This is a genomic window from Streptomyces sp. NPDC032091 (genome assembly GCF_055580265.1).
This window is the reverse complement of record NZ_JBVILR010000030.1, coordinates 1-26,518: the sequence shown is the minus strand read 5'-3', so window position 1 is coordinate 26,518 and position 26,518 is coordinate 1. Positions and strand designations below refer to the sequence as shown.

Below are 26,518 nucleotides of genomic sequence, written 5' to 3'. Positions count from 1 at the left end.
GGGCGTTCTCAGCCGAGGCGCGGATCGCGCGGGGGCTGACCGGGCTGCGGCGGTGCCGGCGCGGGTGCCGGTGCCGGTGCGGGGGCGGGGGCGGGGGGCTGCGCCCAGGGCTGGCCGGGCTGCGGGTAGGGCTGCTGCGCGTACGGCTGCTGGTACGGCCCCTGGGGCTGCTGGGGCGGCTGCGGCTGCTGGGCCTGGGCGTGCTGCGGCGGACCGCCCCACTGGCCCTGCGCCGCCTGCTGCTGGGCCCGCACGAAGTCCTCCGCGACCAGGGCGGAGAGGTTGAAGTACGCCTCCCGGGTCTTGGGCCGCATGAGGTCGAGGTCGACCTCGGCGCCGGCCGCGAGGTGCTCGTCGAACGGCACCACGACGACGCCCCGGCAGCGGGTCTCGAAGTGCTGCACGATGTCCTCCACCTTGATCATCTTGGCGGTCTCGCGGACCCCCGAGATGACGGTGATCGAGCGCGAGACGAGATCCGCGTAACCGTGGGCGGAGAGCCAGTCGAGCGTGGTGCTCGCGCTGCTCGCGCCGTCCACGGACGGAGTGGAGATGATGATCAGCTGATCGGCCAGGTCCAGGACCCCGCGCATGGCGGAGTACAGGAGCCCGGTGCCCGAGTCGGTGAGGATGATCGGGTACTGGCGGCCGAGCGTCTCGATGACGCGGCGGTAGTCCTCGTCGTTGAAGGTCGTCGAGACCGCCGGGTCCACGTCGTTGGCGATGATCTCCAGGCCGGAGGGCGCCTGCGAGGTGAACCGCCGGATGTCCATGTACGAGTGCAGGTACGGGATCGCCTGGACCAGGTCGCGGATCGTCGCGCCGGTCTCGCGGCGGACGCGGCGGCCGAGGGTGCCGGCGTCGGGGTTCGCGTCGATGGCCAGGATCTTGTCCTGCCGCTCGGTGGCGAGGGTGGCGCCGAGGGCGGTGGTCGTCGTGGTCTTGCCGACGCCGCCCTTGAGGCTGATCACGGCGATCCGGTAGCAGGACATCACCGGCGTCCGGATGAGCTCCAGCTTGCGCTGTCGGTCCGCCTCGGCCGCCTTGCCGCCGAAGCGGAAGCCGGAGCGGGTGGGCTTGGGCTTCTGCTTGGCGCGGATCAGCCGGTCGGAGGACAGCTCGACGGCCGCGGTGTAGCCGAGCGGCGCGCCGGGGCCCTGGCCGGGCGGCTGCTGCTGGTACGGGCCCTGCGGGGGCTGCGGCTGCTGCGGCGGGACTCCGTACGGCTGGGCCTGCGGGGTCTGCGGGGTCTGGTGGTGCTGCGGGGGCTGGGGGGCGACGGGCGGGAACCCGTACCCCTGGGGCTGCTGAGGCGGCTGCGGCTGCTCCGGCGGGAACCCGTACCCCTGCGGGGCCTGCGGCTGCGGGGCGGCGTCCTGCGGGAACCCGTATCCCTGGGGGGCCTGCGGGGCCTGGTGCTGCTGCGGGGCGGCGGCGGGCGGGAACCCGTATCCCTGCGGGGCCTGGGGCTGCGGAGCGGCGTCCTGCGGGAACCCGTACCCCTGCGGCGGGCCGGAGGAGAAGGCGGGCGGCAGCGGCGGCAGTTCGGCGCCGGGTCCCCCGACGGGGGCGTACGGCGCCTGACCGGCGGACGCGGGCGCGACGGCGACACCCTCGGGCGGGGTGGCCGTCCGCCCGCCCGGGGCCGGCGCGTCCTGCGGCGCGGCCGCACCCGGAACCACACCGCCCGCGGGCGACTGGCCAGGGGTTGCCGGAGCGTCAGCCGGAGCCGGAGCTCCGAGCGTTGCGCCCTGGGCGGCCGCGCCGGTCGTGCGGTCGGCGCCCGCCGGGGGTGCGTCGGCGGGGGCCGTGACGGCGGCCGGAGCCGGGGCGGCTCCCGGGCCACCGTCGGCCGCTGCCGCGAACGGCGCCGGCAGCGCGGGCAGGTCTCCCCGGGCAGGGCCGGCGCCCTCCCCGTGCGCGGACACGGTGGACGGCGCCGGGAACCCAGGCCCGCCCTCGCCGAACGGCGCCTGCGCGGAACCCTGGCCCGCGGGGAGCGCCGGGACCGCGTCGGAGGGCGGCACCGGCACCCCGGGCGCACCGTCACCGGAGGGCGCCGCCGGAGCCGCGTCCGGGTGGGCGGGAGGGGCGTCGGCGACCGGTGCGGTCCCCTGGAACGGGGCCCCGGGCGTCCCCGGCTGCGCCGAGGCCTCCGGCGCGCTGTGGCCGGAGGGTGCCCCCGGGTGGGCGGGAGGGGTGTCGGCGGCCGGTGCGGTCCCGTGGAACGGGGTCCCGGGGGTGCCCGGCTGCGCAGGGACCTCCGGCGTCCCACCGCCGGAGGGTGCCCCCGGGTAGGCGGGAGGGGTGTCGGCGACCGGCTGTGCCGGGGCCTCCGGCGTGCCATGGCCGGACGGTGCCTGCGGGGGCGTGGCCGGGTAGGCCGGGGCGGCGTCGCCGGCCGGTGCGGTGCCCTGGAACGGAACCGGTGCGGCGGGCGGTGCCGGGACCTCCTGCGCCCGGTCACCGGCCTGCGCGGCCCCCTGGAACGGGGCCCCGGCCGTACCCGGTTGCGGGGCGGGGAACCCGGCGTCGGCCGACAAGGAGAGCGGCGGCACGGTGGGTACGGCGAACGGCGCGCCGGCGTCCGGCTGCGCGGGCACCGCCGGCGCGCCGGAGCCCGGCTCGGCCCCGGGAGACGCCGCCCCGGCCCGCGGCCCCGGCGGAGCGATCCGCATCGTCGGGGGCGAGACCACGTCCGTCGGGCGGTGGGGTTCGAAGCCGCTGCCCTCCGGCAGCCCGGGCACCCCCGCGGCGGGCGCGGGCGGCGGGCTCTGCGTGTACCAGGCCGGCGGGGTGTAGTCGATGGTGAACTCGCCCGTCACATCGGGCTCCGCGTCGGACTGATCGTCCGTCGGGACATCCCACGTCCCGCCGCGCCTCTCGTTCCGATCGCCGCTCACTGATCCTCCTGGTCTGTCGAACACCGGTCAGGCGCCTCCGTAAGACGCCGCGCCCACGCTCAGCCTAATCGCGCTCCGTGCCCGCGGGCCCCGGAGGTCGCGCCCCCACACGTCCTGCCTACAGGCCCCCCGGGCCCTGAGCAACCGTCACCGAGGCGCCGCCGACCACCCCCCGTCCCCCCGTCCCGTCTCCACAGACGCGACGACGAGATCGGGAACCGATGCCCAACCGCCAGCCGCGACGGCATGCCAGGCGTCCCGCCGCACCGGCGCGTCGCCTCGCCCCCGAGCACCGGGCGCTCGGCTACCCAGCCGCCCAGCCGCGGCGGCGCACCAAGCGCGACGGCGCACCAGCCACCCAGCCGCGACGGCGTGCCGCCCAGGGGAGCACCGGGGGCTCAGCCGCCCAGCCTGCGGCGCACCAGCCGCGACGGCGCACCAGCCACCCAGCCGCGACGGCGTGCCGTCCAGCCGGGAGCACCGGGCGGAGAGGCCCAGCCGACGGCGCATCACCCCGCGTTGACGCGCCAGCCGCCCAGCCGCGACGGCCTGCCAGGACGGCAGCCGCCCCGGTGCGTCGCCCAGCCGGGACACCGCGCCCCCACCGCGCCAGCACCACCGCGCCACCGCCGCACCGCGACCCGCGCCGGGGTCGCGGCCGTACCGGGGTCAGTCGATGCGCCGGGCCGCCCCCAGGAGGCCCGTCTCCGTCTCCGTGCCCTGCGTCATCACGAACTTCCGGTCCCCCCGGGTGCACCACAGCGTCACCCCGTCGCCCAGCGTCGGCAGCGAGTCCACCGCCGCGCTCGGCAGCCGCATCAGCGCGCCCACCTGCTCCGCCTCGTCCGGGGACACCCGCTGCACCCCCACCAGCGCGGAGTTGCGCAGCAGCCGGGGCGCCGCCGGGCTCAGGTACGGCAGCAGGGTCAGGACCGACTGCCACGGGCCCGCCACCACCCGCCCGCGCGGCGGCCGCATCCCGCAGTCCCGGACCACCAGCACCGGACTGCCCGCCGACGCGCCCTGCGGCGGCACCCGGCCCACGTCGTGCAGGGTCACGCACTGCTGCCCGCCGCCCGCCGCCCGGGCCAGCGCGGACCACACCTGCGCGCGCCCCGTCTCCACCGCGACCCGCGCCCCCGTGGCGGCCGTCCGCAGGGCCAGCACCTGCGCCGTCCACAGCCCGCCGATCAGCGTGACCTCGTACGGGGTGGGCCGGTTCACGCCCAGCACCGCCGGCCGCCCCCCGGCGTCCACGCCGATGACGACCCCGTCGTCCCCCACGGGCAGTGCCAGCGCGTCCAGGTCCGCCGCCGAGACCACATGCCGCTCGCGGCGCGGCCCGACCAGCCCGAACCCGCCCCGCAGCGAAGCCGTACCCCTCATCGCGCCCCTCCCAGCGGCAGCGAGGCCAGCAGCCCCGGCACCTGTTCCCGGTCCAGCCGTACCAGCCCGGTCCGCACGCCCCGCGCCGTCCGCTCCAGCTCCTGCCGGGCCGCCACCAGCTCCTCGTCACTGCGCCCCGTCACCCGTACGTGTCCCGTCAGCGACACACCCTGGCGCCCGGCCGGGGCCATCGTCAGGCTGAAGTTCGTCGCCAGCGCGGGCAGTGAGGTCAGCAGCGCCACGAGCTGCGGCAGCGCGGCCCCCGCGCCGCCCATCTGCGGCCAGCGGGCTATCCAGTACGTGGTGTGCCGACGGTCGTCGCAGCGCCAGGTCCGCGGGGTCTCCTCCGTGCGCCGCCCGGTGCTCCCCGACCGGCCCGCCTGGGTGATCGCCATCGGGTTCGCGCACGAGGACGTCGCCAGCGCGCCCGTCAGCTCCTGCTCCGTCAGCACCGTGGCCCGGAACCCCGCCCCGGTCAGCCGGCTCGCCAGCTGGTCCGCCGCCCGCACCACACACCGCTGGGCCCCCGTGAGACCGCCGCCGCGCGCGGCGACCGCCTCCGGGCACAGCTCCGGGTCGAGCTTGAGGGCGATCCACGTCAGCCGCACCGCCGGAGCGCCCGTCTGCGCCTGGAGCGGGGCGTAGTTGCGCGTCGCCACCGCCTGCGCCGGCAGGTGCGGGGCCGGGGCCGGCTGGGTGTGCTGCACCAGCTGCGCCGACTCCAGCCGGATGCCGTCCACCTCCAGAATGTCCCGCACCGCGGACAGCGGCAGCGGCCGCGCCGTGCGCTCCGGCCGCAGCGCCGTGGCCTCCATGTCGACCTGCACCACCGCCGTCAGGAAGGTCCCGTCGCCGACCAGCCCGACCGGCCTCCGGTCACGGCCCCCGAAGGTTGTCGTCCGCAGCGCCGGATCGGCCTCGACCAGCGGCGCCAGCCCCGGCTCGGTGCCCGCGGGCACGGTGGCGGACGCGGCCCGGCGCCGCCGGGCGCGCAGCGCGAGCGCCCCGCCGATCCACTCGGGCAGGGAGCGCTGGTGGCGCCGTACCAGCGCCAGCGGCACCAGGACCGCCGCGCACACCCCGGCGGGCACCAGCAGCAGCGGCTCGACCACCCAGGCCACGAGGAGCACGGCCGCGGCGAGCTGGAGGAGGACGAGCTGTTGCAGTCGGAACGGCCCGAACCGGCCGGTGCCCGGCCTCCGATGCGGTGTGACCCCGCCGCGTGCGGGTGCGGTCGCGGCCGCCTGCGGCGCCGTCGCGGTGGCCCCCACTGGCGCACCTCCCCAACTCGGGGGCGGAGCCGGGAAGTCCGGCGGGCGCGCGGCCATGGCCGCCCGTCACCGGAATCCCCCCATCCACCCCAACAGCCCTGAATACCCCGGTCCGGAGGGTTCCGCCGGGCTCCGGGTCGCCGCCCGGGGCCACCCGGCACCTGCCGACCCTCCGTCAAGAGGCATAGTAGGTCCCCGGTCCGACAACCCGGGCCCGGGGAGCGGCCCGACGACCGGGCCGTGCGGGGAGGAGCAGGCGGTCATGGCGTCACGGCGCGACGAGCTGAACGCGTACACCTTTGCGAAGCGGCGTACGGTGTCCGCCTTTCTGCAGCCCTCCGCCACCGGCACCGAGGAGGGCGCCCCCCGCCCGCTGCGCGCCGTCCTGCCCGGGGTGGTCGTCGGCGCCCTGCTGGTCTCCGGCTTCGGCGCCTGGGGCATGTTCAAACCGCAGGCGCCCAAGGGCTGGGACGAGCCCGGGGCCATGGTCATCGTCGGCAAGCAGTCGACGACCCGCTACGTGGTCCTCACCACGAAGATCAACGGCAAGGACCAGACCCGGCTGCACCCCGTGCTGAACCTGGCCTCCGCACGGCTCCTGCTCGACCCGCAGAAGTCCAAGGTCGTCCAGGTCGAGGACAGGCTGCTGGACGCGGGCAAGCCCCCGCGGGGCCCCATCATCGGCATCCCCTACGCCCCCGACCGGCTCCCGGCGAAGGCGGACGCCGCCAAGGCCAAGCGCTGGGCCGTCTGCCAGCAGCCCGGCGGCAACAACCGCGGCGTGCAGACCGCCGTCTTCGTCCTCGCCGACCGCGAGGCGGGCCTGACGGACGACGCGCACCGCACCACCGACACCCAGCTGCTGTACGTGCAGAGCACCGGCGGGGCCAAGGAACGCTTCCTGGTCGACTCGGCCGGCACCAAGTACAGGTTCCCCGAGGGCCGGCCCGACTCCGGGACCCTGACCATGGCGCTCGTCGGCACCGGCGCCACGCCCCAGCCCGTCACCGAGGAGTGGCTGGCCACCCTCAACTCCGGCGACGACCTCGGCTTCCCGCAGCTGCCCGGCACCGCCGGCGCCCCCGCCGCCGTCCCGGGGCTGGGCGGCACCGAGAACCGGGTCGGTATGGTGCTGACCGCCCAGACCGGCTCGGGCACCCAGCACTACGTCGTGCTGCCCGACCGGGTCGCCCCGGTCTCGGAGTTCGTCGCCTGGCTGCTGATCTCCGCGCCCGCGGCCGACGGCCTCAACATGCACGGCAAGGCCCACGAGGTCGACCTCCAGGCCCTGAACCCCGAGGCCGCCGCCTTCAAGGACGACGTCCGCTGGCCCCGCAGGCGCGGCACCCAGGTCAACCGGGTGGCGGCCGCACCCGGCGCCGCCCCGGCCGGCGAACAGCGCGACACCGTCTGCAACGTCCTGCGCTCCGTCGACGCCCAGGGCAACCAGACGCTGAGCACCTGGGCCGGGACCGGGTTCCCCGTCGACATCACCGCCAGCGGCACCAGCTCGTACGTCACCCCCGGCACCGGCCTGCTCTACACCCAGGTCCAGGGCCGCCAGGCCAACGCCGGGGGCGCCCTGTTCCTCGTCACCGACACCGGACTGCGCTACGCCGTGCAGGCCAACGGCGACAGCGACGCCGAGCAGTCGAAGATCGGGGCCCGCGACCCGCAGGCCCAGGGCGGGTCCGGTGACGGCCGGCCCGAGCCCAGCCAGGCGCAGGTCCGCCTCGGCTACGGCGGGATCACCCCGGCGCCGGTGCCCATCGCCTGGTCGGAGTTCCTCTCCAAGGGGCCCCGCCTGGACACCAACTCCGCGCGCCAGCCCCAGGGTTCCTGAGTGAGGAGACCGGCCGTGCCCCAGCCCTTCCGCGCCGCCGCCCTGCCGCCGGCCGCACTGGCCGCACTGGCCCTCGTCGCGATCACCGGCGGCCCCGCCCAGGCCCACCCCGCCCCGCTCGGGGCGGCCCCGGCCGCGTACCTGCGGGGCCCGGCCGGCGCGGGCGAGTGCACCTTCCCCATGAAGAAGCAGATCGCCGACCGCCCCTGGGCCCTCCAGCGCCTCACCTTCGACGCCCTCTGGGCGAAGACCAAGGGCAAGGGCGTACGGGTCGCGGTCATCGACACCGGCGTCGACCGGGCCAACCCCCAGCTGGCCGGCGCCCTCGACCCCGGCGCCGGCCGGGACTTCCTCGACCCCAAGGGCGGCGACGGCACCACCGACACCGTCGGCCACGGCACCAAGGTCGCCGGACTGATCGCCGCCCGCCCCCAGCAGGGCACCGGCTTCGTCGGCCTGGCCCCCGAGGCCACCCTCATCCCCATCCGGCAGAACGACGGACAGGGCAACGGCAACGCGGCCACCCTCGCCCAGGCCATCGACCACGCCGTCGCCAAGGGCGCCCAGGTCATCAACATCTCCCAGGACACCGACGCCCCCCTGACCGCCGACTCCGAGCTGGCCAAGGCCGTCCAGCGGGCCCTGGACGCCAAGGCCGTGGTCATCGCCTCCGCCGGCAACGACGGACTCAGCGGCGAGAAGCACCGGACCTACCCCGCCGCCTTCCCCGGCGTCCTCGCCGTCGCCTCCTCCGACCGCAACAACGAGCGGGCGGCCTTCTCCCAGCCCGGTGACTTCATCGGCATCGCCGCCCCCGGCGTCGACATGGTCTCCACCGTCCCCGGCTTCGGCCAGTGCATCGACAACGGCACCAGCTTCTCCGCCCCCTACGTCGCCGGGGTCGCCGCCCTGCTGCGCGCCGCACACCCCCAGTGGACCCCGCAGGAGGTGGTCTGGCAGATCCAGAACACCGCGGAGCGCTCCGTCAACGGCCGCGACGACTACGTGGGCTGGGGCGTCGTGGACCCCGTACGGGCCCTCACCCAGGACCGCGAGACCCCCCGGGCCCCCGTCCCGGACCCGGGCCCGCCCCCGGCGGCCGCCCCGCAGGCGGTACCGCTGCCGCTCACCGAGACGGCGCAGGAGCGCGACGAACGAATCGGCACGTACGCCCTGGGCATCACCGGTCTGCTCATCGCGGTCATCGCCGTGACCGCCACGGTCGTGCGCGAGGCGCGCCGCCGTGTTGGGCGTGTCGGTCGAACTGGCTAGAGTGACCGCAGGCTTCGCGACCGTGATCGGGGGAGGGCGTGGGGCAGAGGGGGAACTCCGGTGCGCGCGGCTCGAATCCGCGCCCGGACGATCCGCTCCGCCGCGCGATCCCCCGGCTCGGCCGGGGAATTGAGAAGTGAGGAGCTTCGGATGACTACCAATTTCGGACTTGCCGACGATCCGGTCGTCAAGGCGGCCAACAAGATCGCCGAGACGGGCGACGCGGTGTCCACCCAGGCGCGCGAGCTGGCCGACATCCTGGCGACCGCAGCCGCGGGCTGGACCGGTGTCGGCGCCGACGGGTTCACGTCGGCCCAGGCGGAGCTGAACGAGGACCACGACGCCATCCGCCGCCTGCTCCGCGTGCTGCACCACGCCGTGTCGGAGACCAAGAACCTCACCAACGCACAGGACGAGGAAGTGCACCAGGTGTTCGTCCAGGCCAAGAAGTCGGGCCTCGACAGCCTCTGAGCCGCCCCGCCCCGCACGCCAGCCGAAGGAGAAGATCATGTCCGGCAACAACGACGGCCACACCCGGGTACGGTACGAGAGCGTCCAGCAGATGGCGGACCGCATCCGCGTGGTCTCCAAGAACATCCTCAAGGACCTGGAGGAGATGGAGTCGGCCGTGAAGGTCGTCACCGACACCTGGGACGGTGAGGCGCACACCCAGTACCTGGAACTCCAGAAGAAGTACCACGCACGCGCCGACCACATGCAGAAGAGGCTTGAGGAGGCTGCCCGCCTCATCGAGCACGGCAAGGGCGCCTACCGTGCCACCGACGTGAAGGCCTCCCGGGCGTTCACCGAGGCCTTCTGAGCCCCACGGCTCACCCGGCTCACCGCACGCGGCATACGGAGGGGGGGGCGCGCCCGCACCGGGCGCGCCCCCTCTCCGTACGGTTCAGGTGAGGTCGAACTCCCCGTCCCGGGCCCCGAGGACGAACGCCTCCCACTCGGCCGCCGTGTACCGCAGCACCGTGTCCCGGTCCAGGGACGACCGCATCGCCACCGCGCCCTCGGGCAGCTTCGCGATCTCGACCCGCTCCTCGTCCGGGCTAGTCCCGGGCGGGCCCTGCCATTCGACGTCGCTGATGTCGAGCGCGTACAGCTCGTCCTTCTCCTGCTGGGTGCCCATGATGCGGCCCTTCCCGTCGGTCGTGCGGTCCTGCTCGGTCTTCGCAGCCGATTATCTGCGCAAGCCGCCCGCCCGGGGCCGTTTCCGCCGTAAACGAAACCCCGGGCTCCGGCCGCCACCGGCTACAGCCCCGGCATCCGCCCCAGCTGCACCAGTGACGTGCCGCGCCGCCGCGAGACGTAGTAGCCGCGGCCCGGAGGCATCGGGCGCGGGCGGACCGAACCGAGCAGGTCACCCTCGGACGGGTCGCCCGACAGCACCACGCCCTGTGCGCCCAGCTCCTTGATCCGCTGCATGAACGGCTCGTACATGGCCCGCGACGCCCCCGCCGAGCTGCGCGCGATGATGAACCGGACGCCGGTGTCCCGGGCGAAGGGCAGGAACTCCACCAGCGGCGCCAGCGGATTGCCCTGGCTCGTCGCCACCAGGTCGTAGTCGTCGATCACGATGAACACGTTCGGGCCCGTCCACCAGCTGCGGTCCCGCAGCTGCTGCGGGGTGACGTCGGTGGGCGGCTGGCGCCGCGAGAACACCCCGCCCAGCGCCTCCATGTGCGTCTGGAGGGAGTTCGCCATCGGCGCGTACTCCAGCAGGTGCTCCTCCGGCAGCGCCCCCAGCAGCCCGCGCCGGTAGTCGCCGACCACCAGCTTCGCCTGCTCGGGCGTATAGCGCTCGGCGATCTGCCGGGTGATCAGCCGCAGCAGGTTCGTCTTGCCCGACTCGCTCTCGCCGAACACCAGGAAGAAGGGGTCGGACTCGAAGTCGACGAACACCGGCTCCAGCGCCGTCTCGTCGATGCCGATCGCGATCCCGCGCTCGGGGAACTCCCCGCCCTTGGGCAGCTGGTCGGCGCGCAGCATCCGCGGCAGCAGCCGCACCCCCGGAGCCGAGGGGCCCGACCAGCCCGCCCGCACCGCCGCCACGAACGCCTCGGTGCCCTGCGAGAGGCTGTCCGCCTCGTGGTCCCCGTCGATGCGCGGCAGCGCGCCCAGGAAGTGCAGCTTCTCGGGCACCTGCCCGCGCCCCGGCATCCCCGTCGGGACGTTCGCCGCGACCTTGCGGTCGAACTCGGAGTCCATGACGTCACCGAGCCGCAGCTCCAGCCGCCCCAGGATCTGGTCCTTGAGCGCGGCCCGCACCTCCATGTACCGGGCCGCCGTCACCACCACGTGCACGCCGTAACCCAGCCCCCGCGAGGCGACGTCGGTGACCACCTGCTCCAGGCCCTCGTACTCGCCGCGGAAACCGCCCCAGCCGTCGACGACCAGGAAGACGTCGCCCCACGCCTCGCCCGGCAGCTCGCCCGCCGCCCGCCGGCGCCGGTACGTGGCCATGGAGTCGATCCCGTTCGCCCGGAAGAACTCCTCCCGGCGGTTCAGGATCCCCGCCACCTCCGCGACCGTGCGCCGCACCCGCTCCGGGTCCAGCCGCGAGGCGATCCCACCCACGTGCGGCAGCTCCGCCACCGCCGACATGCCGCCACCGCCGAAGTCCAGCCCGTAGAACTGCACCTCGCTCGGGGTGTGGGTGAGCGCGAACGCCGAGATCAGCGTCCGCATCAGCGTCGACTTGCCCGACTGCGGGCCGCCGACCACCATCATGTGGCCCGCCGCGCCCGAGAAGTCCCGGTAGAGCACCTCGCGCCGCTGCTCGAAGGGCTTGTCGATCAGCCCGAGCGGCACCACCAGCCCGCCCGGCCGCGTATAGCCGTCCGCGTGCAGCCCGCGCTCCGCCGACGGCGCCAGCGCCGGCAGCAGCTGGTCCAGCGAGGGCGCCCGGTCCAGCGGCGGCAGCCACACCTGGTGCGCCGGCACCCCCTGCCCCTCCAGCCGCCCCACGATCACGTCGAGCACCGTGTCCGCGAGCGCGTCGTCCGCCTGCTCCGGACCCGCCGCGACGTGCGCCGGGTCCGGGGCCGCGTACACGACCGGCACCGGAGCCGCCGTGAACAGCGCCGGCCGCCGCTCCACCGGGAACGGCCCCACCGACAGCTCGCGCCCACCCGAACGGTAGACGCCCGAGACGTACGCCGCCTTGAACCGCGTCATCTCGTCCGTGCCGAACTTCAGGTAGCCCGAACCCGGCACCGACGGCAGGTGGTACGCGTCCGGCACACCGATCGCCGTCCGCGACTCCGCAGCCGAGAAGGTCCGCAGACCGATCCGGTACGACAGGTACGTGTCCAGGCCGCGCAGCTTGCCCTCCTCCAGCCGCTGCGAGGCCAGCAGCAGGTGCACCCCCAGCGAACGGCCGATCCGGCCGATCTGGATGAACATGTCGATGAAGTCGGGCTTGGCCGTCAGCAGCTCGCTGAACTCGTCGATCACCAGCACCAGCGAGGCCAGCGGCTCCAGCGGGGCACCGGCCGCGCGCGCCTTCTCGTAGTCGTGGATGTTCGCGTAGTTGCCCGCCGCGCGCAGCAGCTCCTGCCGGCGCTGGAGCTCGCCGCGGATCGAGTCGCCCATCCGGTCGACCAGCGTCAGGTCGTCCGCCAGGTTGGTGATCACGGCCGCGACGTGCGGCATCTGGCCCATGCCCGTGAAAGTGGCGCCGCCCTTGAAGTCCGCGAGGACGAAGTTCAGCGTCTCCGAGGTGTGCGTCACCGCGAGCCCCAGCACCAGCGTGCGCAGCAGCTCCGACTTGCCCGAACCCGTCGCCCCCACGCACAGCCCGTGCGGGCCCATGCCCTCCTGCGCGGCCTCCTTGAGGTCCAGCATCACCGGCGCGCCGTCCTCGCCCACACCGATCGGCACCCGCAGCCGCTCACCGGCCGACCTCGGCCGCCAGGTGCGGGAGACGTCGATCGAGGCGGCGTCGCCCAGGTTCAGCAGATCGGTGAAGTCCAGGTTCGCCAGCAGCGGCTCGTCGTCGTCCCCGCCGCCCGTGCGCAACGGCGCCAGCTGCCGGGCCAGGGCCTCGGCCGCCGGCAGCGACAGGGTGTCCGGCACCCCCTCGTACGCCACCCCCGCGCCCGACTCCAGCCGCAGCCGCCCCGGCCGCACCACCACCGAGAGCCCGCCCCGCGGCTCGTCCAGCTCGCCGGCGACCACCTCCACGATGGTCACCCCCTGCAGCCCCTCGGCCGCCGCGAACACCGAGTCCGGCGGCACCAGGCCCCCGTCGAGGACCACCACCAGGTGCGGCTGGTCCAGCACCGGCGAGACGTCCCGGCTGAACCGCGGCCGCCCCTCCAGCCGGGACCCCAGCAGCCCCTCCAGCTCACCCAGATCGTCACCGAACAGCCGCTTCGTACCGGCCCCGTCCACCTGCCCGGGCACCTGCGCGTGCGGCAGCCACTTCACCCAGTCCCACGAGGGCGCCGCCCCCGGCGCCGCCACCACGCCGACCACCAGGTCCTCGGGGGAGTGCAGGGTCGCCAGCTGGGCCACCACCGCCCGCGCCGCCCCGCGCACCGACTCGGCCTCACCGGACACCGTCACGTGGTAGAACGCCCGGATCGACACCGCCACCGGCAGCCCGTCCAGCGAGGAGTGCACCTTCAGGAAGCGCTGCATCGCCCCCGCCGTCAGCGGCTCCAGCTCGTCCACCGGCGCCGTGTCCGGAGCCACGAGCGGGGTCGCCAGCCGCTGCGCGCCCAGCCCCAGCCGGGCCTGCCCGAAGTCCGCGTCGCCGACCCGCCGCTCCCACAGCCGCGAACCCTCCGCCACCACCGACCACAACTGCTCCGGCGCCGGGTGCAGGTACAGCTGCGCGTCGCGCTGCGCCCGCGCGGTCCTGCGGACCTGACGGCGCGTCTGGGACAGGTACTTGAGGTAGTCCCGGCGCACGTCGGCCATTTGCCCCTGTGTACCGCGCCGGTGGCGCACCAGCTGGGCCACGACCATGCCCACCGTGGACACCAGCATCAGCACGCCCATGATGCGCATGAACGGCGCCGCACCCGGCATGAAGAAGAACACCACCGAGGAACCCATGCCCAGCATCGGCAGGAGCTGCATCAGCATCCCCTCCTGCTGCCCCCGCGGCAGCTCGGGCGGGGACTCCAGCCTCAGCTCCTCGGAAGGGACTTCGGGCGGCAGCGACCGGGGCGGGCGCTTGACGACGATCTGGCTCACCGAAGCATCAATCCCTCGAAAACGGACGGGACGCCGCGACCGCCGCCCCAACTCCCGGGCCCGGCTGGCGACTCCCGCACCCCCGCGCCCGGACGCGACCGTGATCCTACTTGCCGCCGCTCCCGCCCCCGCCGGGTAGGGTGGCGCGCGCACCAGGCGCATCCACCCATGCGCATCCGCGAATCGGCCGCCCCGACGGGCGCCAACCAGGGGGGTCACACAGGTGAGTACGGCCGAGGCGACCGGATTCTGCAGGGTCACGGTCGTGGCCCCGGACAGCCGGATCGACGTCGCCCTCCCCGAGGACCTCGCGGTCGCCGACATCTACCCCGAGCTGCTGCGCCTCACCGGCCAGACCCAGCCCGTCGGCGCCCCCACCGGCTTCCACCTCGTACGCCGCTCCGGCACCGTCCTCGACGGCGCCCGCACCCTCGCGGCCCAGCAGGTCCTCGACGGCGAGGTGCTCAGCCTGCGCCCCTTCGCCGAGTCCCTCCCGCCCGCCGTGTTCGACGACGTCTCCGACGCCGTGGCCTCCGCCGTCGTCCGCGACCGGCACCGCTGGAGCGACGACCTGCTCCGCGGCGCGGGTCTGGCCGGCTCCGCCGTCCTGCTGGTCCTGCTCGGTTTCGTCCTCTGGTACTCCGACCCGCTCCGCCACGACATGCACGGCCTGCCCGGGATCATCGCCGGCTCGGCCGGCGTCCTGCTCACCGCAGCCGCCGCGGTGCGCGCCCGGGTCTACCGCGACCGGGGCTCCGCCGTCGCCCTCGGCCTCGGCGGCCTGCCGCACCTGCTGATCGCCGGCTCCGGCATCGTCGCCGCCGCCCCCGGCCACGGACCCGGACGGCTGCAGTTCCTGCTCGGCTGCGTCTGCGTCCTCGTCGCCTCCGTCGCCCTGACCGCGCTCACCCCGCACGGGGACGCCCCCTTCGTCGCGGCCACCTTCCTCTCCGCGACCGGCACCCTCGCCACCTTCGCCGCCATCGCCGCCGGAGCCTCCGCGACGGCCACGGCCGCCGTGTGCGCCCCCGCCGCCATCGGGCTCGTCGCCTTCCTGCCCGGCCTCTCCGCCCGCTTCGCCCGCCTCCCCATCGGCTACGCGGCCCCCCAGAGCGCCGCCCCCGACTACGAGACCCCCGACCGTCACGATACCGACCCGTACGGCGACCGGCCCGGCGACGGCCGCCCGGACCAGGCCGGCCCGGTCGACGCCGAGGCGGTCGCCGCCCAGGCCCGCCGGGGCCACGAGATGCTCCTCGGCCTGGTCGGGGGCTGCGCGGCCGTCACCGTCGGCTCCGCGGCGGTCCTCGGCTTCTCCGACAACACCTGGGGCCGCCTGCTGGCCCTGGCCACCGGCCTGGCCGTCCTGCTGCGCGCCCGCCTCTTCCGCTACACCTCGCAGGTCGTGTGCGCCCTCACCGCCGGACTCGCGGCCACCGCCCTGCTCGTCCTGGGCCTCGCCCTGCACCCGCCCGGCGACCTGATGGCCGAGCTCACCCTCCACCACGACCGGGGCGGCCTGGAGCTCCGTACGATCTGGCTCTCGGCCGCCGTCGCCGCCGGCGCGGCCCTCCTCGCGGGAATTGCGCTTGTCATCCCCCGCAAGGGCCTGTCACCCTTCTGGGGAAGGCTGCTCGACCTCACCGAGGCCGCGGTACTGCTCAGCCTCGTCCCCCTGGCCCTGGCCGTCCTCGACGTCTACGGCCGCGCCCGCTCGCTCACCAGCTGAGACGGCGGGACCCGGCAGCCTGGTACGCTGTGTGACGGCCGTTTGTGTACGCGCCTCCGGAGACCTCTGGGGGCTGCGCTCAGCGGACCCCGCCTCCCGAGTCACGGAAGATCCCCAGAGAATTCGACCTGGGGCACTCGGTGGCCACGAAGACCCATACGAGGAGTAAGCGTGCCGCTCGACGCCGCTACGAAGAAGCAGCTCATCGCCGAATTCGGTGCCAAGGAGGGCGACACCGGCTCTCCCGAGGTCCAGGTCGCGATGCTGTCCCGCCGCATCTCGGACCTGACCGAGCACCTCAAGACCCACAAGCACGACCACCACTCCCGTCGTGGTCTGCTGATCCTGGTCGGCCAGCGCCGCCGCCTGCTGCAGTACCTGGCCAAGAAGGACATCCAGCGCTTCCGTACGCTGGTCGAGCGCCTCGGCATCCGCCGCGGTGCGGCCGGCGCCAAGTAAGCACACTGTGAAGGGAGCGGTTCCCACACCGATGGGGCCGCTCCCTTTGCCGTACGTGCGCGACGTACCCCACGCTTTGTAGGCTGGGACCCAGCGCACAACTGAAGAGGAGGAGCGCCCTCCCTACGCCGCCGGTCCTCGGTAGTGGCATCCGGAAAACCCCCATGGAGGGGCCGAGAACCGGGTGCTTCGATCGAAGACCGGCCCGCACGCCAGGAGCGCTTCTCCACAACCGTCCCCCACCACACGGGTGGCCGGGGCGGACGTCCTCCACCACACGGGTGGCGGACGGAAGACGACGAAAATGGAGAAAACGCTAGTGGAGAACGAGACCCACTACGCCGAGGCCGTCATCGACAACGGTTCCTTCGGCACCCGCACCATCCGCTTCGAGACGGGCCGCCTGGCCCGCCAGGCCGCCGGCTCCGCCGTCGCCTACCTGGACGACGACACGATGGTGCTCTCCGCGACCACCGCGTCGAAGAAGCCCAAGGACCAGCTCGACTTCTTCCCGCTGACGGTCGACGTCGAGGAGCGGCAGTACGCCGCCGGCAAGATCCCCGGCTCCTTCTTCCGCCGCGAGGGCCGCCCCTCCGAGGACGCGATCCTCACCTGCCGCCTGATCGACCGCCCGCTGCGCCCCTCCTTCAAGAAGGGCCTGCGCAACGAGATCCAGGTCGTCGCCACGGTCATGGCGCTCAACCCCGACCACCTGTACGACGTCGTCGCGATCAACGCCGCGTCCGCGTCCACGCAGCTGGCCGGCCTGCCCTTCTCCGGCCCGATCGGCGGCGTCCGCGTCGCGCTGATCAAGGGCCAGTGGGTGGCCTTCCCGACGCACACCGAGCTCGAGGACGCCGTTTTCGACATGGTCGTCGCGGGCCGCGTCCTGGAGGACGGCGACGTCGCGATCATGATGGTCGAGGCCGAGGCCACCGAGCGCACCATCGCCCTGGTCAAGGGCGGCGCCGAGGCGCCGACCGAGGAGATCGTGGCCGCCGGCCTGGAGGCCGCGAAGCCCTTCATCAAGGTCCTGTGCAAGGCCCAGGCCGACCTGGCCGCCAAGGCCGCCAAGCCCGAGGGCGAGTTCCCGGTCTTCCTCGACTACGAGCAGGACGTCTACGCCGCCCTGGAGCAGGCCGTCCGCGGCGAGCTCGCCCAGGCGCTCACCATCGCGGGCAAGCAGGACCGCGAGGCCGAGCTGGACCGCGTCAAGGACATCGCCGCCGAGAAGCTCCTCCCGGCCTTCGAGGGCCGCGAGAAGGAGATCTCCGCCGCCTACCGCAGCCTGACCAAGGCCCTGGTGCGCGAGCGCGTCATCAAGGACAAGGTCCGCATCGACGGCCGCGGCCTGACCGACATCCGCACCCTGGCGGCCGAGGTCGAGGCCATCCCGCGCGTGCACGGCTCGGCGCTGTTCGAGCGTGGCGAGACCCAGATCCTGGGCGTCACCACCCTCAACATGCTCCGCATGGAGCAGCAGCTGGACACCCTCTCCCCGGTGACCCGCAAGCGCTACATGCACAACTACAACTTCCCGCCGTACTCCGTCGGCGAGACCGGCCGCGTCGGCTCCCCGAAGCGCCGCGAGATCGGCCACGGCGCGCTCGCCGAGCGCGCGATCGTGCCGGTCCTGCCGACCCGCGAGGAGTTCCCCTACGCGATCCGCCAGGTGTCCGAGGCCCTCGGCTCCAACGGTTCGACGTCCATGGGCTCGGTCTGCGCCTCCACCATGTCGCTGCTGAACGCCGGTGTGCCCCTCAAGGCCCCCGTCGCCGGTATCGCCATGGGCCTGATCTCCCAGGAGATCGACGGCAAGACCCACTACGTCGCCCTCACCGACATCCTCGGTGCGGAGGACGCCTTCGGCGACATGGACTTCAAGGTCGCCGGCACCAAGGAGTTCGTCACCGCCCTCCAGCTCGATACCAAGCTGGACGGCATCCCGGCCTCCGTCCTGGCCGCGGCCCTCACCCAGGCCCGCGACGCCCGCCTCCACATCCTCGACGTGATGATGGAAGCGATCGACACGCCGGACGAGATGTCCCCGAACGCCCCGCGGATCATCACCGTCAAGATCCCGGTGGACAAGATCGGTGAGGTCATCGGCCCCAAGGGCAAGATGATCAACCAGATCCAGGAGGACACCGGCGCCGAGATCACGATCGAGGACGACGGCACCATCTACATCGGTGCCGCCGACGGCCCGGCCGCCGAGGCCGCCCGCTCTACGATCAACGCGATCGCCAACCCGACCATGCCGGAGGTCGGCGAGCGGTACCTGGGTACGGTCGTCAAGACCACCACCTTCGGTGCCTTCGTCTCCCTCATGCCCGGCAAGGACGGCCTGCTGCACATCTCGCAGATCCGCAAGCTCGCCGGTGGCAAGCGCGTGGAGAACGTCGAGGACGTGCTCGCGGTCGGCACCAAGGTGCAGGTCGAGATCGCCGAGATCGACCAGCGCGGCAAGCTCTCCCTGGTCCCCGTGATCGAGGGCGAGACCGCCGACGCCGATGCTGACAAGGACGACTCCGACAAGTGACGTCGCGTAGTTCCCGTGTGACGGCCCGCCCCTCTTCGGAGGGGCGGGCCGTCGCCCGTACCCAAACCCTCCTCAAGGGCGAGAACGGCATCGGCACCGTCCGCCGCACCGTCCTCCCCGGCGGACTGCGCGTCGTCACCGAGACGCTGCCGTCCGTGCGCTCCGCCACCTTCGGCATCTGGGCGGGCGTCGGCTCCCGCGACGAGACGCCCTCCCTGAACGGCGCCACCCACTACCTGGAGCACCTCCTCTTCAAGGGCACCGCAACGCGCACCGCCCTCGACATCTCCTCCGCGATCGACGCGGTCGGCGGCGAGATGAACGCCTTCACGGCGAAGGAGTACACCTGCTACTACGCGCGGGTGCTCGACACCGACCTGCCGCTGGCCATCGACGTGGTCTGCGACATGCTCACCGGCTCGCTGATCCGCGAGGAGGACGTCGACGCCGAGCGCGGGGTCATCCTCGAAGAGATCGCGATGACCGAGGACGACCCGGGCGACATGGTCCACGACCTCTTCGCCCAGACCATGTACGGGGACTCGCCGCTCGGCCGCCCCGTCCTCGGCACCGTCGACACCATCAACGCCCTCGGCGCCGACCGGATCCGACGCTTCTGGAAGAAGCACTACGACCCCACCCGCCTGGTCGTCGCCGCCGCCGGCAACGTCGACCACGCCAAGGTCGTCCGCCAGGTCCGGGCCGCCTTCGAGAAGGCCGGCGCCCTGCGCCACACCGACGCGGTCCCCCTCGGCCCGCGCACCGGCACCAAGCGCGTCCGCACCGCCGGCCGCGTCGACCTGGTGAACCGCAAGACCGAGCAGGCCCACGTGGTCCTCGGCATGCCGGGCCTCGCCCGCACCGACGACCGGCGCTGGGCCCTCGGCGTGCTGAACACCGCCCTCGGCGGAGGCATGTCCTCCCGGCTCTTCCAGGAGGTCCGCGAGAAGCGCGGGCTGGCCTACAGCGTGTACTCGTACACCTCAGGCTTCGCCGACACCGGCCTCTTCGGGGTCTACGCCGGCTGCCGGCCCAGCCAGGTCCACGACGTGCTGCGGATCTGCCGCGACGAGCTCGACAAGGTCGCCTCCGAGGGACTCACCGACGAGGAGATCCGCCGCGCCGTCGGCCAGCTCTCCGGCTCCACCGTCCTCGGCCTGGAGGACACCGGCGCGATCATGAACCGCATCGGCAAGAGCGAGCTGTGCTGGGGCGACCAGATGTCCGTCGACGACATGCTGTCCCGCATCTCCGAGGTGACCCCGGACGACGTCCGCGAGGTCGCCCGGGATGTACTGGCCCAGCGGCCCTCGCTCGCGGTGGTCGGCCCGCTCAAGGAGAAGCAGGCGGCCCGCCTGGACGAAGCGGTCGCATAGTCCCGTACGGAGTGAAGGAAACAAGCATGAGCAAGCTGCGCGTGGCGGTCCTCGGCGCCAAGGGCCGGATCGGCTCCGAGGCCGTCAAGGCCGTCGAGGCCGCCGGGGACATGGAGCTGGTGGCGGCCCTCGGCCGGGGCGACAAGCTGGAGGCGCTGGCCGACGCCGGCGCCCAGGTCGCCGTCGAGCTGACCACCCCCGACTCGGTGATGGACAACCTCGACTACCTCGTCGGCCACGGCATCCACGCCGTGGTCGGCACCACCGGCTGGAACGAGGACCGCCTCGGCCGGCTGAACACCTGGCTGGCCGGCTCCCCGGAGACCGGGGTGCTCATCGCCCCGAACTTCTCCATCGGCGCCGTCCTCACCATGAAGTTCGCCGCCCAGGCCGCCCGCTACTTCGAGTCCGTCGAGGTCGTCGAGCTCCACCACCCCCGCAAGGTCGACGCCCCCTCCGGCACCGCGACCCGCACCGCGCAGCTCATCGCGGCCGCCCGCGCCGAGGCCGGCCTCGGCGCGCAGCCCGACGCCACCGCCACCGCCCTCGACGGCGCCCGCGGCGCGGACGTCGACGGTGTCCCGGTGCACGCCATCCGCCTGCGCGGCCTGCTGGCCCACCAGGAGGTGCTGCTCGGCGGCGAGGGCGAGACCCTGACCATCCGTCACGACTCCCTGCACCACAGCAGCTTCATGCCGGGCATCCTGCTCGGCGTGCGCCGCGTGACGCAGACCCCGGGCCTCACCTTCGGCCTGGAAAACTTCCTCGACCTCGGCTGATGAGGCAGTAGCACCATGCGCGCGAAGATCACCTACTTCCTCACGGCGGCCGTCCTGGTCGTCTACTTCGTCCTGGTCGGCAGCAGGGGCCTGATGCTGATCGGGCAGGGCACCTGGCTCACCGTCACCTTCGGCGTCGCCGTGCTGGTCCTGCCGGTCATCGGCATCTGGTTCCTCTGGATGAACACCCGGTTCGTCACCCGGGCCAACCGGCTCGCCGCCGAACTGGAAGCCGAGGGCGGCCTGCCCGTCGACGAACTGGAACGGGACCAGTACGGCCGGATCCTGCGGGACTCCGCCGACGAGGTCTTCGCGCGCCGCAAGGCCGAGACCGAGGACGCGCCGGGGGACTGGCGCACCTGGTTCCGCCTCGCCGTCGCCTACCACGACGCCCGCGACACCCCGCGGGCCCGCAAGGCCATGCAGCGGGCCATCGCCCTGCACCAGGCGCACGCCGGCGCCTAGCCGCGCCGCCGCGCCGTCGCCACGCGAACGGAAGGGCCCGTACGGGACGATCCCCGTACGGGCCCTCGTGGCGTTCCCCGAACCGTCAGGCGGGCACGGCCCGGTACTCCTCGGCCCAGGCCTCCACCAGGTCGGCCGCGCGGTCGAAGGCCTCGGCGCGCGAGAGGAAGTCGGCGCTGTGATCGGTCAGCAGCACCGGGAGGGCCGCAGCGCCACGCCCGGCCACCGTCAGCGCCTGCCCCTGCACGGTCCTCGGCAGCCCCAGCCAGCGCACCGGCTGCTGGACCTTCCTGACCCCCTCGACCTCGCTCCAGGCGATCGAACGGGTCGTGAAGAACCCGACGTGCCGCAGCCCGCCGGGACTCACCCAGACGCCCGCACGCAGGATCCGCAGCGCCGACCCGATGACGGCGAGCGAGGCGGCCCCCGCGACCAGGGCGCCGGCCCAGGTGCCCGCGAAGGCGATGATCACGGTGGCCAGCAGCATGAAGGCCGAGAGCAGCAGCAGCAGCGCCGCACCGGCCACCCGCCAGGGGCCGGGCCGGTAGGGGCGCCGCCAGCGCTCGGGATCGACATGCGGGAGGGCTTCGTCCTCGTGCGCGTCGAAGACGCCGTCGGCCGTCAGGAAGGGCAGGGGCACGGCTGGACCTCACTCACATGCACGTTCGTTGATCTGTGCCCGTGAGGCTACCGCCCCTCGGAGGCCTCCGACTGCTGCGCCTTGCCGGTGGCCTTGTAGGGCTGCAGCGCGGGCATGCCGAAGAACAGGGAGCCGACGAGCCCCGCCACCACGGTCAGTCCGACCAGACTACGGGCGGTGATCTGGGTCATGCTCAGACTCTCGCGCGGCGGCGGAGTGACATTGCTTCGGAAACGGTCGGCCTCGGCGACGAAGGCGAACGGGACGGGTTCGCGCCGGCGGCGAAACATGGGGCAACACTCCTCTGAGTAGGGTTCGGTACGTCTGCCCGGTATGACGAACGAACGGGCCGATCGGTGCCGGATTCCGGGACATTCGCCGAAACTCGTGGCGCCCCGTCAGCTGTCCGGGCGGCCCCGCCCCGGCCGGTGCGTGTCGGGCGGCCGGCGCCGGCCGCCGTAGAGTGGGCGCGCCCCTCGAAAGACCCGTTCGGAAGGACTCCGTGTGAGCGAGACCGTCGCCCCCGACCTGAAACCCAGCTTCCGCAGTGATGTGACGGTGGAGTTGGTCAAGCACTCCGCCGCCGACAGCGATGTGCTGTGGGCCGCCCGTGTGTCGACGGCCGGCGAGCAGTCCCTCGACGAGCTCCGGAAGGACCCGGAGCGTTCCAAGGGCCTCATCAACTACCTGATGCGCGACCGCCACGGCAGCCCCTTCGAGCACAACTCGATGACCTTCTTCATCAGCGCCCCGATCTTCGTCTTCCGGGAGTTCATGCGGCACCGCGTGGGCTGGTCCTACAACGAGGAGTCCGGCCGCTACAGGGAGCTCCAGCCGGTCTTCTACGTGCCCGACGCCGAGCGCAAGCTCGTCCAGGAGGGCCGTCCGGGCAAGTACGTCTTCGTCGAGGGCACCGAGGCGCAGCAGGAGCTGACCGGCCGGGTGATGGAGGACAGCTACCGCCAGGCCTACGAGGCGTACCAGGAGATGCTCGCGGCCGGGGTGGCCCGCGAGGTCGCCCGCGCGGTCCTGCCGGTCGGCCTGTTCTCGTCGATGTACGCCACGTGCAACGCGCGCTCGCTCATGCACTTCCTCGGCCTGCGCACCCAGCACGAGCTGGCGACGGTGCCGTCCTTCCCGCAGCGGGAGATCGAGATGGTCGGCGAGAAGATGGAGCAGCACTGGGCGAAGCTCATGCCGCTGACCTACGCGGCCTTCAACGGCAACGGTCGCGTTGCCCCGTAAGGTCCGATGCACGCACGGCGTACTGATGTGCTGGGACAAGTCCCAAGTGTCCGTATTGCGGCGTTTCGGAAAGTTCATCTAGGCTGATCAAACGGACCCGGCACTGCTTGAACCCCCGAGCAGGCAGTGCCGGGATCCAACAGCCAGCCATCCCCCCGTCCACCACGGGGGACCTCCACGACGGATACCCGGTTGACGTCCCCCGAGGGGACACTGCGAGCATGGCAGCGAGTAGCGTGTTACCCATGGCTCCGATCTCGACTCCGCAGACCCCCTTCGGGCGGGTCCTCACCGCCATGATCACGCCGTTTACGGCGGATGGCGCACTTGACCTCGACGGCGCGCAGCGTCTCGCCGTCCACCTGGTGGACGCAGGCAACGACGGCCTGATCATCAACGGCACCACCGGTGAGTCCCCCACGACCACCGACGCGGAGAAAAACGACCTCGTACGAGCCGTACTCGAAGCGGTGGGCGACCGCGCCCACGTCGTGGCCGGAATCGGCACCAACGACACCCGGCACACCCTGGAGCTGGCCCGCCAGGCCGAGCGCACCGGCGCCCACGGCCTCCTCGCGGTCACGCCCTACTACAGCAAGCCGCCGCAGGAAGGCCTCTTCCAGCACTTCACGGCGATCGCCGACGCCACCGGGCTGCCCGTCATGCTCTACGACATCCCCGGCCGCAGCGGCGTCCCGATCAACACGGAAACCCTGGTCAGGCTCGCTGAGCACCCCCGCATCGTCGCCAACAAGGACGCCAAGGGCGACCTCGGCCGCGCCAGCTGGGCCATCGCCCAGAGCGGCCTGGCCTGGTACTCCGGCGACGACATGCTGAACCTGCCGCTCCTGTCGGTCGGCGCCGTCGGCTTCGTCTCCGTCGTCGGCCACGTGGTCTCCCCCGAACTGCGCGAGATGCTCGAAGCCCATCTCGGCGGCGACGTGCAGAAGGCGACCGAGATCCACCAGAAGCTGCTCCCCGTCTTCACGGGCATGTTCCGCACGCAGGGCGTCATGACCACCAAGGCCGCCCTGGACCTCCAGGGCCTGCCGGCGGGCCCCCTGCGGCTCCCGCTGGTCGGACTGACCGACGAAGAGACGGCCCAGCTCAAGCTCGATCTCGCCGCCGGCGGGGTACAGCTCTGACAACGGACTTCACAACTGAACAAGCAGAACCGAAACAGACAAGAGCAAGTGCACGAATGACATGCGCGCCACGTGCCATGGGGTACGTGGCGCGCGTGGTGAAGGAGAACCTTTGAGCCATCCGCACCCTGAACTGGGCCCGCCGCCGAAGCTCCCCAAGGGCGGCCTGCGGGTCACCCCGCTGGGCGGTCTCGGCGAGATCGGCCGCAACATGACCGTCTTCGAGTTCGACGGCCGCCTGCTGATCGTCGACTGCGGCGTCCTCTTCCCCGAGGAGGAGCAGCCCGGCATCGACCTGATCCTCCCGGACTTCACGTCCATCCGGGACCGGCTCGACGACGTCGAGGGCATCGTCCTCACGCACGGCCACGAGGACCACATCGGCGCCGTCCCGTACCTCCTGCGGGAGAAGCCGGACATCCCGCTGATCGGCTCCAAGCTGACGCTGGCCCTCATCGAGGCCAAGCTGCAGGAGCACCGCATCCGCCCCTACACCCTCGAGGTGAAGGAGGGCGAGCGCGAGAACCTCGGGCCCTTCGACTGCGAGTTCATCGCGGTCAACCACTCCATCCCGGACGCCCTGGCCGTCGCGATCCGCACGGACGCGGGTCTCGTCGTCGCCACCGGCGACTTCAAGATGGACCAGCTCCCGATGGACAACCGCCTCACCGACCTGCACGCCTTCGCGCGTCTGAGCGAGGAGGGCATCGACCTCCTCCTCTCGGACTCGACGAACGCCGAGGTCCCGGGCTTCGTCCCGCCGGAGCGCGACATCTCCAATGTCATCCGCGGGGTCTTCGCGGGTGCCCAGAAGCGGATCATCGTGGCGTCCTTCGCCAGCCACGTGCACCGCATCCAGCAGATCCTGGACGCCGCCCACGAGTACGGCCGCCGGGTCGCCTTCGTCGGCCGTTCCATGGTCCGCAACATGGGCATCGCCCGTGACCTGGGCTACCTGCGGGTCCCGGCCGGCCTCGTCGTCGACGTCAAGACCCTCGACGACCTGCCGGACGACGAGGTCGTGCTGGTCTGCACGGGCTCCCAGGGCGAGCCGATGGCGGCCCTGTCCCGCATGGCCAACCGCGACCACCAGATCCGGATCGTCCCCGGCGACACCGTGATCCTGGCGTCGTCGCTGATCCCGGGCAACGAGAACGCGGTCTACCGCGTGATCAACGGCCTGACCCGCTGGGGCGCCAACGTCGTCCACAAGGGCAACGCCAAGGTCCACGTCTCGGGCCACGCCTCGGCCGGCGAGCTGCTGTACTTCTACAACATCTGCAAGCCGAAGAACCTGATGCCGGTCCACGGCGAATGGCGCCACCTGCGCGCCAACGCCGAGCTCGGCGCCATGACGGGCGTTCCGAAGGACCGCATCGTCATCGCCGAGGACGGCGTGGTCGTCGACCTCATCGACGGCAAGGCCCGCATCTCCGGCAAGGTCCAGGCCGGCTACGTGTACGTCGACGGCCTCTCGGTCGGCGACGTCACCGAGGCCTCCCTCAAGGACCGCCGCATCCTGGGCGACGAGGGCATCGTCTCGGTCTTCGTCGTGGTGGACAGCACCACCGGCAAGGTCGTCAGCGGCCCGACCGTCCAGGCCCGCGGCTCCGGCATCGAGGACTCCGCCTTCGCGGCGATCGTCCCGAAGATCGAGGAAGCCATCGCCCGCGCCGCGGCCGACGGCGTGGCCGAGCCGCACCAGATCCAGCAGCTCATCCGCCGCACGGTGGGCAAGTGGGTCTCCGACGGCTACCGCCGCCGGCCGATGATCCTCCCGGTCGTCGTCGAGGTCTGATCCCGGCCACCCCGGTAGCGACATCACCGGAGCGGGGCAACCGGATTTGCATCCGGGTGCCCCGCTCCAGTACGTTGACGTCTCCACCCCGCAAGGAACGGCGCACACACGTGTGTCCGCACCCGCCTGCCGGGGAGGGTGGGAATCCGGACCGGGGAAACCTGATAAAGTCTGTCCCGCCCGAAAGGGAAAGGCCCTCCGAAGGCCATCGGAATTCGAATCCACACCGGAGACGGTACGGAAAAGAATCTGATAGAGTCGGAACCGCCGGAAAGGGAAAAGCGCGAAAGCGAAGGACCTGGAAAGCGCAGAGGAAATCGGGTCCGAAAAGATCTGATAGACTCTGAACAGAACGAAACGAAAGCCCGGAGGAAAGCCCGAGAGGGTGAGTACAAAGGAAGCGTCCGTTCCTTGAGAACTCAACAGCGTGCCAAAAATCAACGCCAGAAGT

General features: G+C 72.9%; 20 protein-coding genes. 13 read left to right on the top strand and 7 right to left on the bottom strand.

The window, feature by feature from the left end; translation table 11 throughout:
• Nucleotides 1–8 precede the first annotated feature (8 nt).
• The 3 genes from ACZ5NJ_RS33615 to eccE form a co-directional block, all read right to left on the bottom strand.
• On the bottom strand, nucleotides 9–2,903 hold the full coding sequence (locus ACZ5NJ_RS33615; RefSeq protein ID WP_468770018.1) for an SCO5717 family growth-regulating ATPase: 2,895 nt from the start codon (nucleotides 2,901–2,903) through the stop codon (nucleotides 9–11).
• A gap of 669 nt (nucleotides 2,904–3,572) precedes the next feature.
• A complete protein-coding gene (locus ACZ5NJ_RS33610; protein WP_468770016.1) occupies nucleotides 3,573–4,289 on the bottom strand; it encodes a hypothetical protein in 717 nt (238 codons plus the stop codon).
• Nucleotides 4,286–5,560: a type VII secretion protein EccE gene (eccE, locus tag ACZ5NJ_RS33605; RefSeq protein ID WP_468770014.1), complete on the bottom strand. Its 1,275-nt coding sequence runs from the start codon at nucleotides 5,558–5,560 to the stop codon at nucleotides 4,286–4,288. Before eccE ends, ACZ5NJ_RS33610 begins: the two co-directional genes overlap by 4 nt.
• 262 nt (nucleotides 5,561–5,822) lie before the next feature.
• Here eccE and eccB point away from each other — a divergent pair, with 262 nt between their 5' ends.
• The 4 genes from eccB to ACZ5NJ_RS33585 all read left to right on the top strand — a co-directional run bounded on the left by eccB (nucleotide 5,823) and on the right by ACZ5NJ_RS33585 (nucleotide 9,495).
• Nucleotides 5,823–7,403, top strand: a complete 1,581-nt coding sequence (gene eccB / locus ACZ5NJ_RS33600) for a type VII secretion protein EccB (RefSeq protein WP_468770012.1) — start codon at nucleotides 5,823–5,825, stop codon at nucleotides 7,401–7,403.
• Nucleotides 7,404–7,418: 15 nt separating this feature from the next.
• The gene (gene mycP / locus ACZ5NJ_RS33595) at nucleotides 7,419–8,675 is read left to right on the top strand and encodes a type VII secretion-associated serine protease mycosin (RefSeq protein ID WP_468770010.1); all 1,257 of its coding nucleotides are present in this window, start codon (nucleotides 7,419–7,421) and stop codon (nucleotides 8,673–8,675) included.
• Between the two features lie 150 nt (nucleotides 8,676–8,825).
• Nucleotides 8,826–9,146 (top strand): WXG100 family type VII secretion target, encoded by a 321-nt coding sequence (locus ACZ5NJ_RS33590; RefSeq protein WP_468770008.1) that lies wholly within the window; start codon nucleotides 8,826–8,828, stop codon nucleotides 9,144–9,146.
• A gap of 37 nt (nucleotides 9,147–9,183) precedes the next feature.
• On the top strand, nucleotides 9,184–9,495 hold the full coding sequence (locus ACZ5NJ_RS33585; RefSeq protein WP_468770007.1) for a WXG100 family type VII secretion target: 312 nt from the start codon (nucleotides 9,184–9,186) through the stop codon (nucleotides 9,493–9,495).
• Nucleotides 9,496–9,579: 84 nt separating this feature from the next.
• Here the strand turns inward: ACZ5NJ_RS33585 and ACZ5NJ_RS33580 are convergent, their stop codons facing one another.
• Both ACZ5NJ_RS33580 and eccCa read right to left on the bottom strand, forming a co-directional pair.
• Nucleotides 9,580–9,813 carry a DUF397 domain-containing protein gene (locus ACZ5NJ_RS33580; protein ID WP_007266914.1) on the bottom strand — a complete coding sequence of 78 codons (234 nt, stop codon included), beginning with the start codon at nucleotides 9,811–9,813 and terminating at the stop codon, nucleotides 9,580–9,582.
• 122 nt (nucleotides 9,814–9,935) lie between these two features.
• Nucleotides 9,936–13,889, bottom strand: coding sequence for a type VII secretion protein EccCa (eccCa, locus tag ACZ5NJ_RS33575; RefSeq protein WP_468770005.1), 3,954 nt, complete (start codon nucleotides 13,887–13,889; stop codon nucleotides 9,936–9,938).
• Between the two features lie 223 nt (nucleotides 13,890–14,112).
• On the opposite strand from eccCa, the gene eccD reads away from it, so the two are divergent.
• The 6 genes from eccD (at nucleotide 14,113) to ACZ5NJ_RS33545 (ending at nucleotide 21,239) form a co-directional block, all read left to right on the top strand.
• Complete coding sequence (eccD, locus tag ACZ5NJ_RS33570; protein ID WP_468770003.1) at nucleotides 14,113–15,618, top strand: type VII secretion integral membrane protein EccD; 1,506 nt, start codon at nucleotides 14,113–14,115, stop codon at nucleotides 15,616–15,618.
• 171 nt (nucleotides 15,619–15,789) lie between these two features.
• The gene (rpsO, locus tag ACZ5NJ_RS33565) at nucleotides 15,790–16,077 is read left to right on the top strand and encodes a 30S ribosomal protein S15 (protein ID WP_008737721.1); all 288 of its coding nucleotides are present in this window, start codon (nucleotides 15,790–15,792) and stop codon (nucleotides 16,075–16,077) included.
• A 319-nt stretch (nucleotides 16,078–16,396) separates the two neighbouring features.
• Nucleotides 16,397–18,619 (top strand): polyribonucleotide nucleotidyltransferase, encoded by a 2,223-nt coding sequence (locus tag ACZ5NJ_RS33560; protein ID WP_468770125.1) that lies wholly within the window; start codon nucleotides 16,397–16,399, stop codon nucleotides 18,617–18,619.
• Nucleotides 18,616–19,995 carry a M16 family metallopeptidase gene (locus tag ACZ5NJ_RS33555; protein WP_468770002.1) on the top strand — a complete coding sequence of 460 codons (1,380 nt, stop codon included), beginning with the start codon at nucleotides 18,616–18,618 and terminating at the stop codon, nucleotides 19,993–19,995. The genes ACZ5NJ_RS33560 and ACZ5NJ_RS33555 overlap by 4 nt, the downstream gene beginning before the upstream one ends.
• 26 nt (nucleotides 19,996–20,021) lie before the next feature.
• On the top strand, nucleotides 20,022–20,774 hold the full coding sequence (gene dapB / locus ACZ5NJ_RS33550; RefSeq protein ID WP_468770001.1) for a 4-hydroxy-tetrahydrodipicolinate reductase: 753 nt from the start codon (nucleotides 20,022–20,024) through the stop codon (nucleotides 20,772–20,774).
• A 15-nt stretch (nucleotides 20,775–20,789) separates the two neighbouring features.
• Nucleotides 20,790–21,239 carry a hypothetical protein gene (locus ACZ5NJ_RS33545; RefSeq protein WP_468769999.1) on the top strand — a complete coding sequence of 150 codons (450 nt, stop codon included), beginning with the start codon at nucleotides 20,790–20,792 and terminating at the stop codon, nucleotides 21,237–21,239.
• A gap of 85 nt (nucleotides 21,240–21,324) precedes the next feature.
• On the opposite strand, the gene ACZ5NJ_RS33540 is transcribed toward ACZ5NJ_RS33545, so the two are convergent.
• Together ACZ5NJ_RS33540 and ACZ5NJ_RS33535 are read right to left on the bottom strand one after the other, a co-directional pair.
• Nucleotides 21,325–21,879 (bottom strand): hypothetical protein, encoded by a 555-nt coding sequence (locus ACZ5NJ_RS33540; RefSeq protein WP_468769997.1) that lies wholly within the window; start codon nucleotides 21,877–21,879, stop codon nucleotides 21,325–21,327.
• Nucleotides 21,880–21,926: 47 nt separating this feature from the next.
• Nucleotides 21,927–22,169 carry a hypothetical protein gene (locus tag ACZ5NJ_RS33535; protein WP_395514009.1) on the bottom strand — a complete coding sequence of 81 codons (243 nt, stop codon included), beginning with the start codon at nucleotides 22,167–22,169 and terminating at the stop codon, nucleotides 21,927–21,929.
• A 214-nt stretch (nucleotides 22,170–22,383) separates the two neighbouring features.
• Between ACZ5NJ_RS33535 and thyX the strand changes: the two genes are divergently transcribed.
• From thyX to ACZ5NJ_RS33520, 3 genes are all read left to right on the top strand, one after another.
• A complete protein-coding gene (gene thyX, locus ACZ5NJ_RS33530) occupies nucleotides 22,384–23,124 on the top strand; it encodes an FAD-dependent thymidylate synthase (RefSeq protein WP_468769995.1) in 741 nt (246 codons plus the stop codon).
• A 245-nt stretch (nucleotides 23,125–23,369) separates the two neighbouring features.
• A complete protein-coding gene (dapA, locus tag ACZ5NJ_RS33525) occupies nucleotides 23,370–24,269 on the top strand; it encodes a 4-hydroxy-tetrahydrodipicolinate synthase (RefSeq protein WP_468769993.1) in 900 nt (299 codons plus the stop codon).
• Nucleotides 24,270–24,381: 112 nt separating this feature from the next.
• Entirely contained in the window at nucleotides 24,382–26,067 is a 1,686-nt protein-coding gene (locus ACZ5NJ_RS33520) for a ribonuclease J (protein WP_468769991.1), read from the top strand.
• Nucleotides 26,068–26,518: the final 451 nt, after the last annotated feature.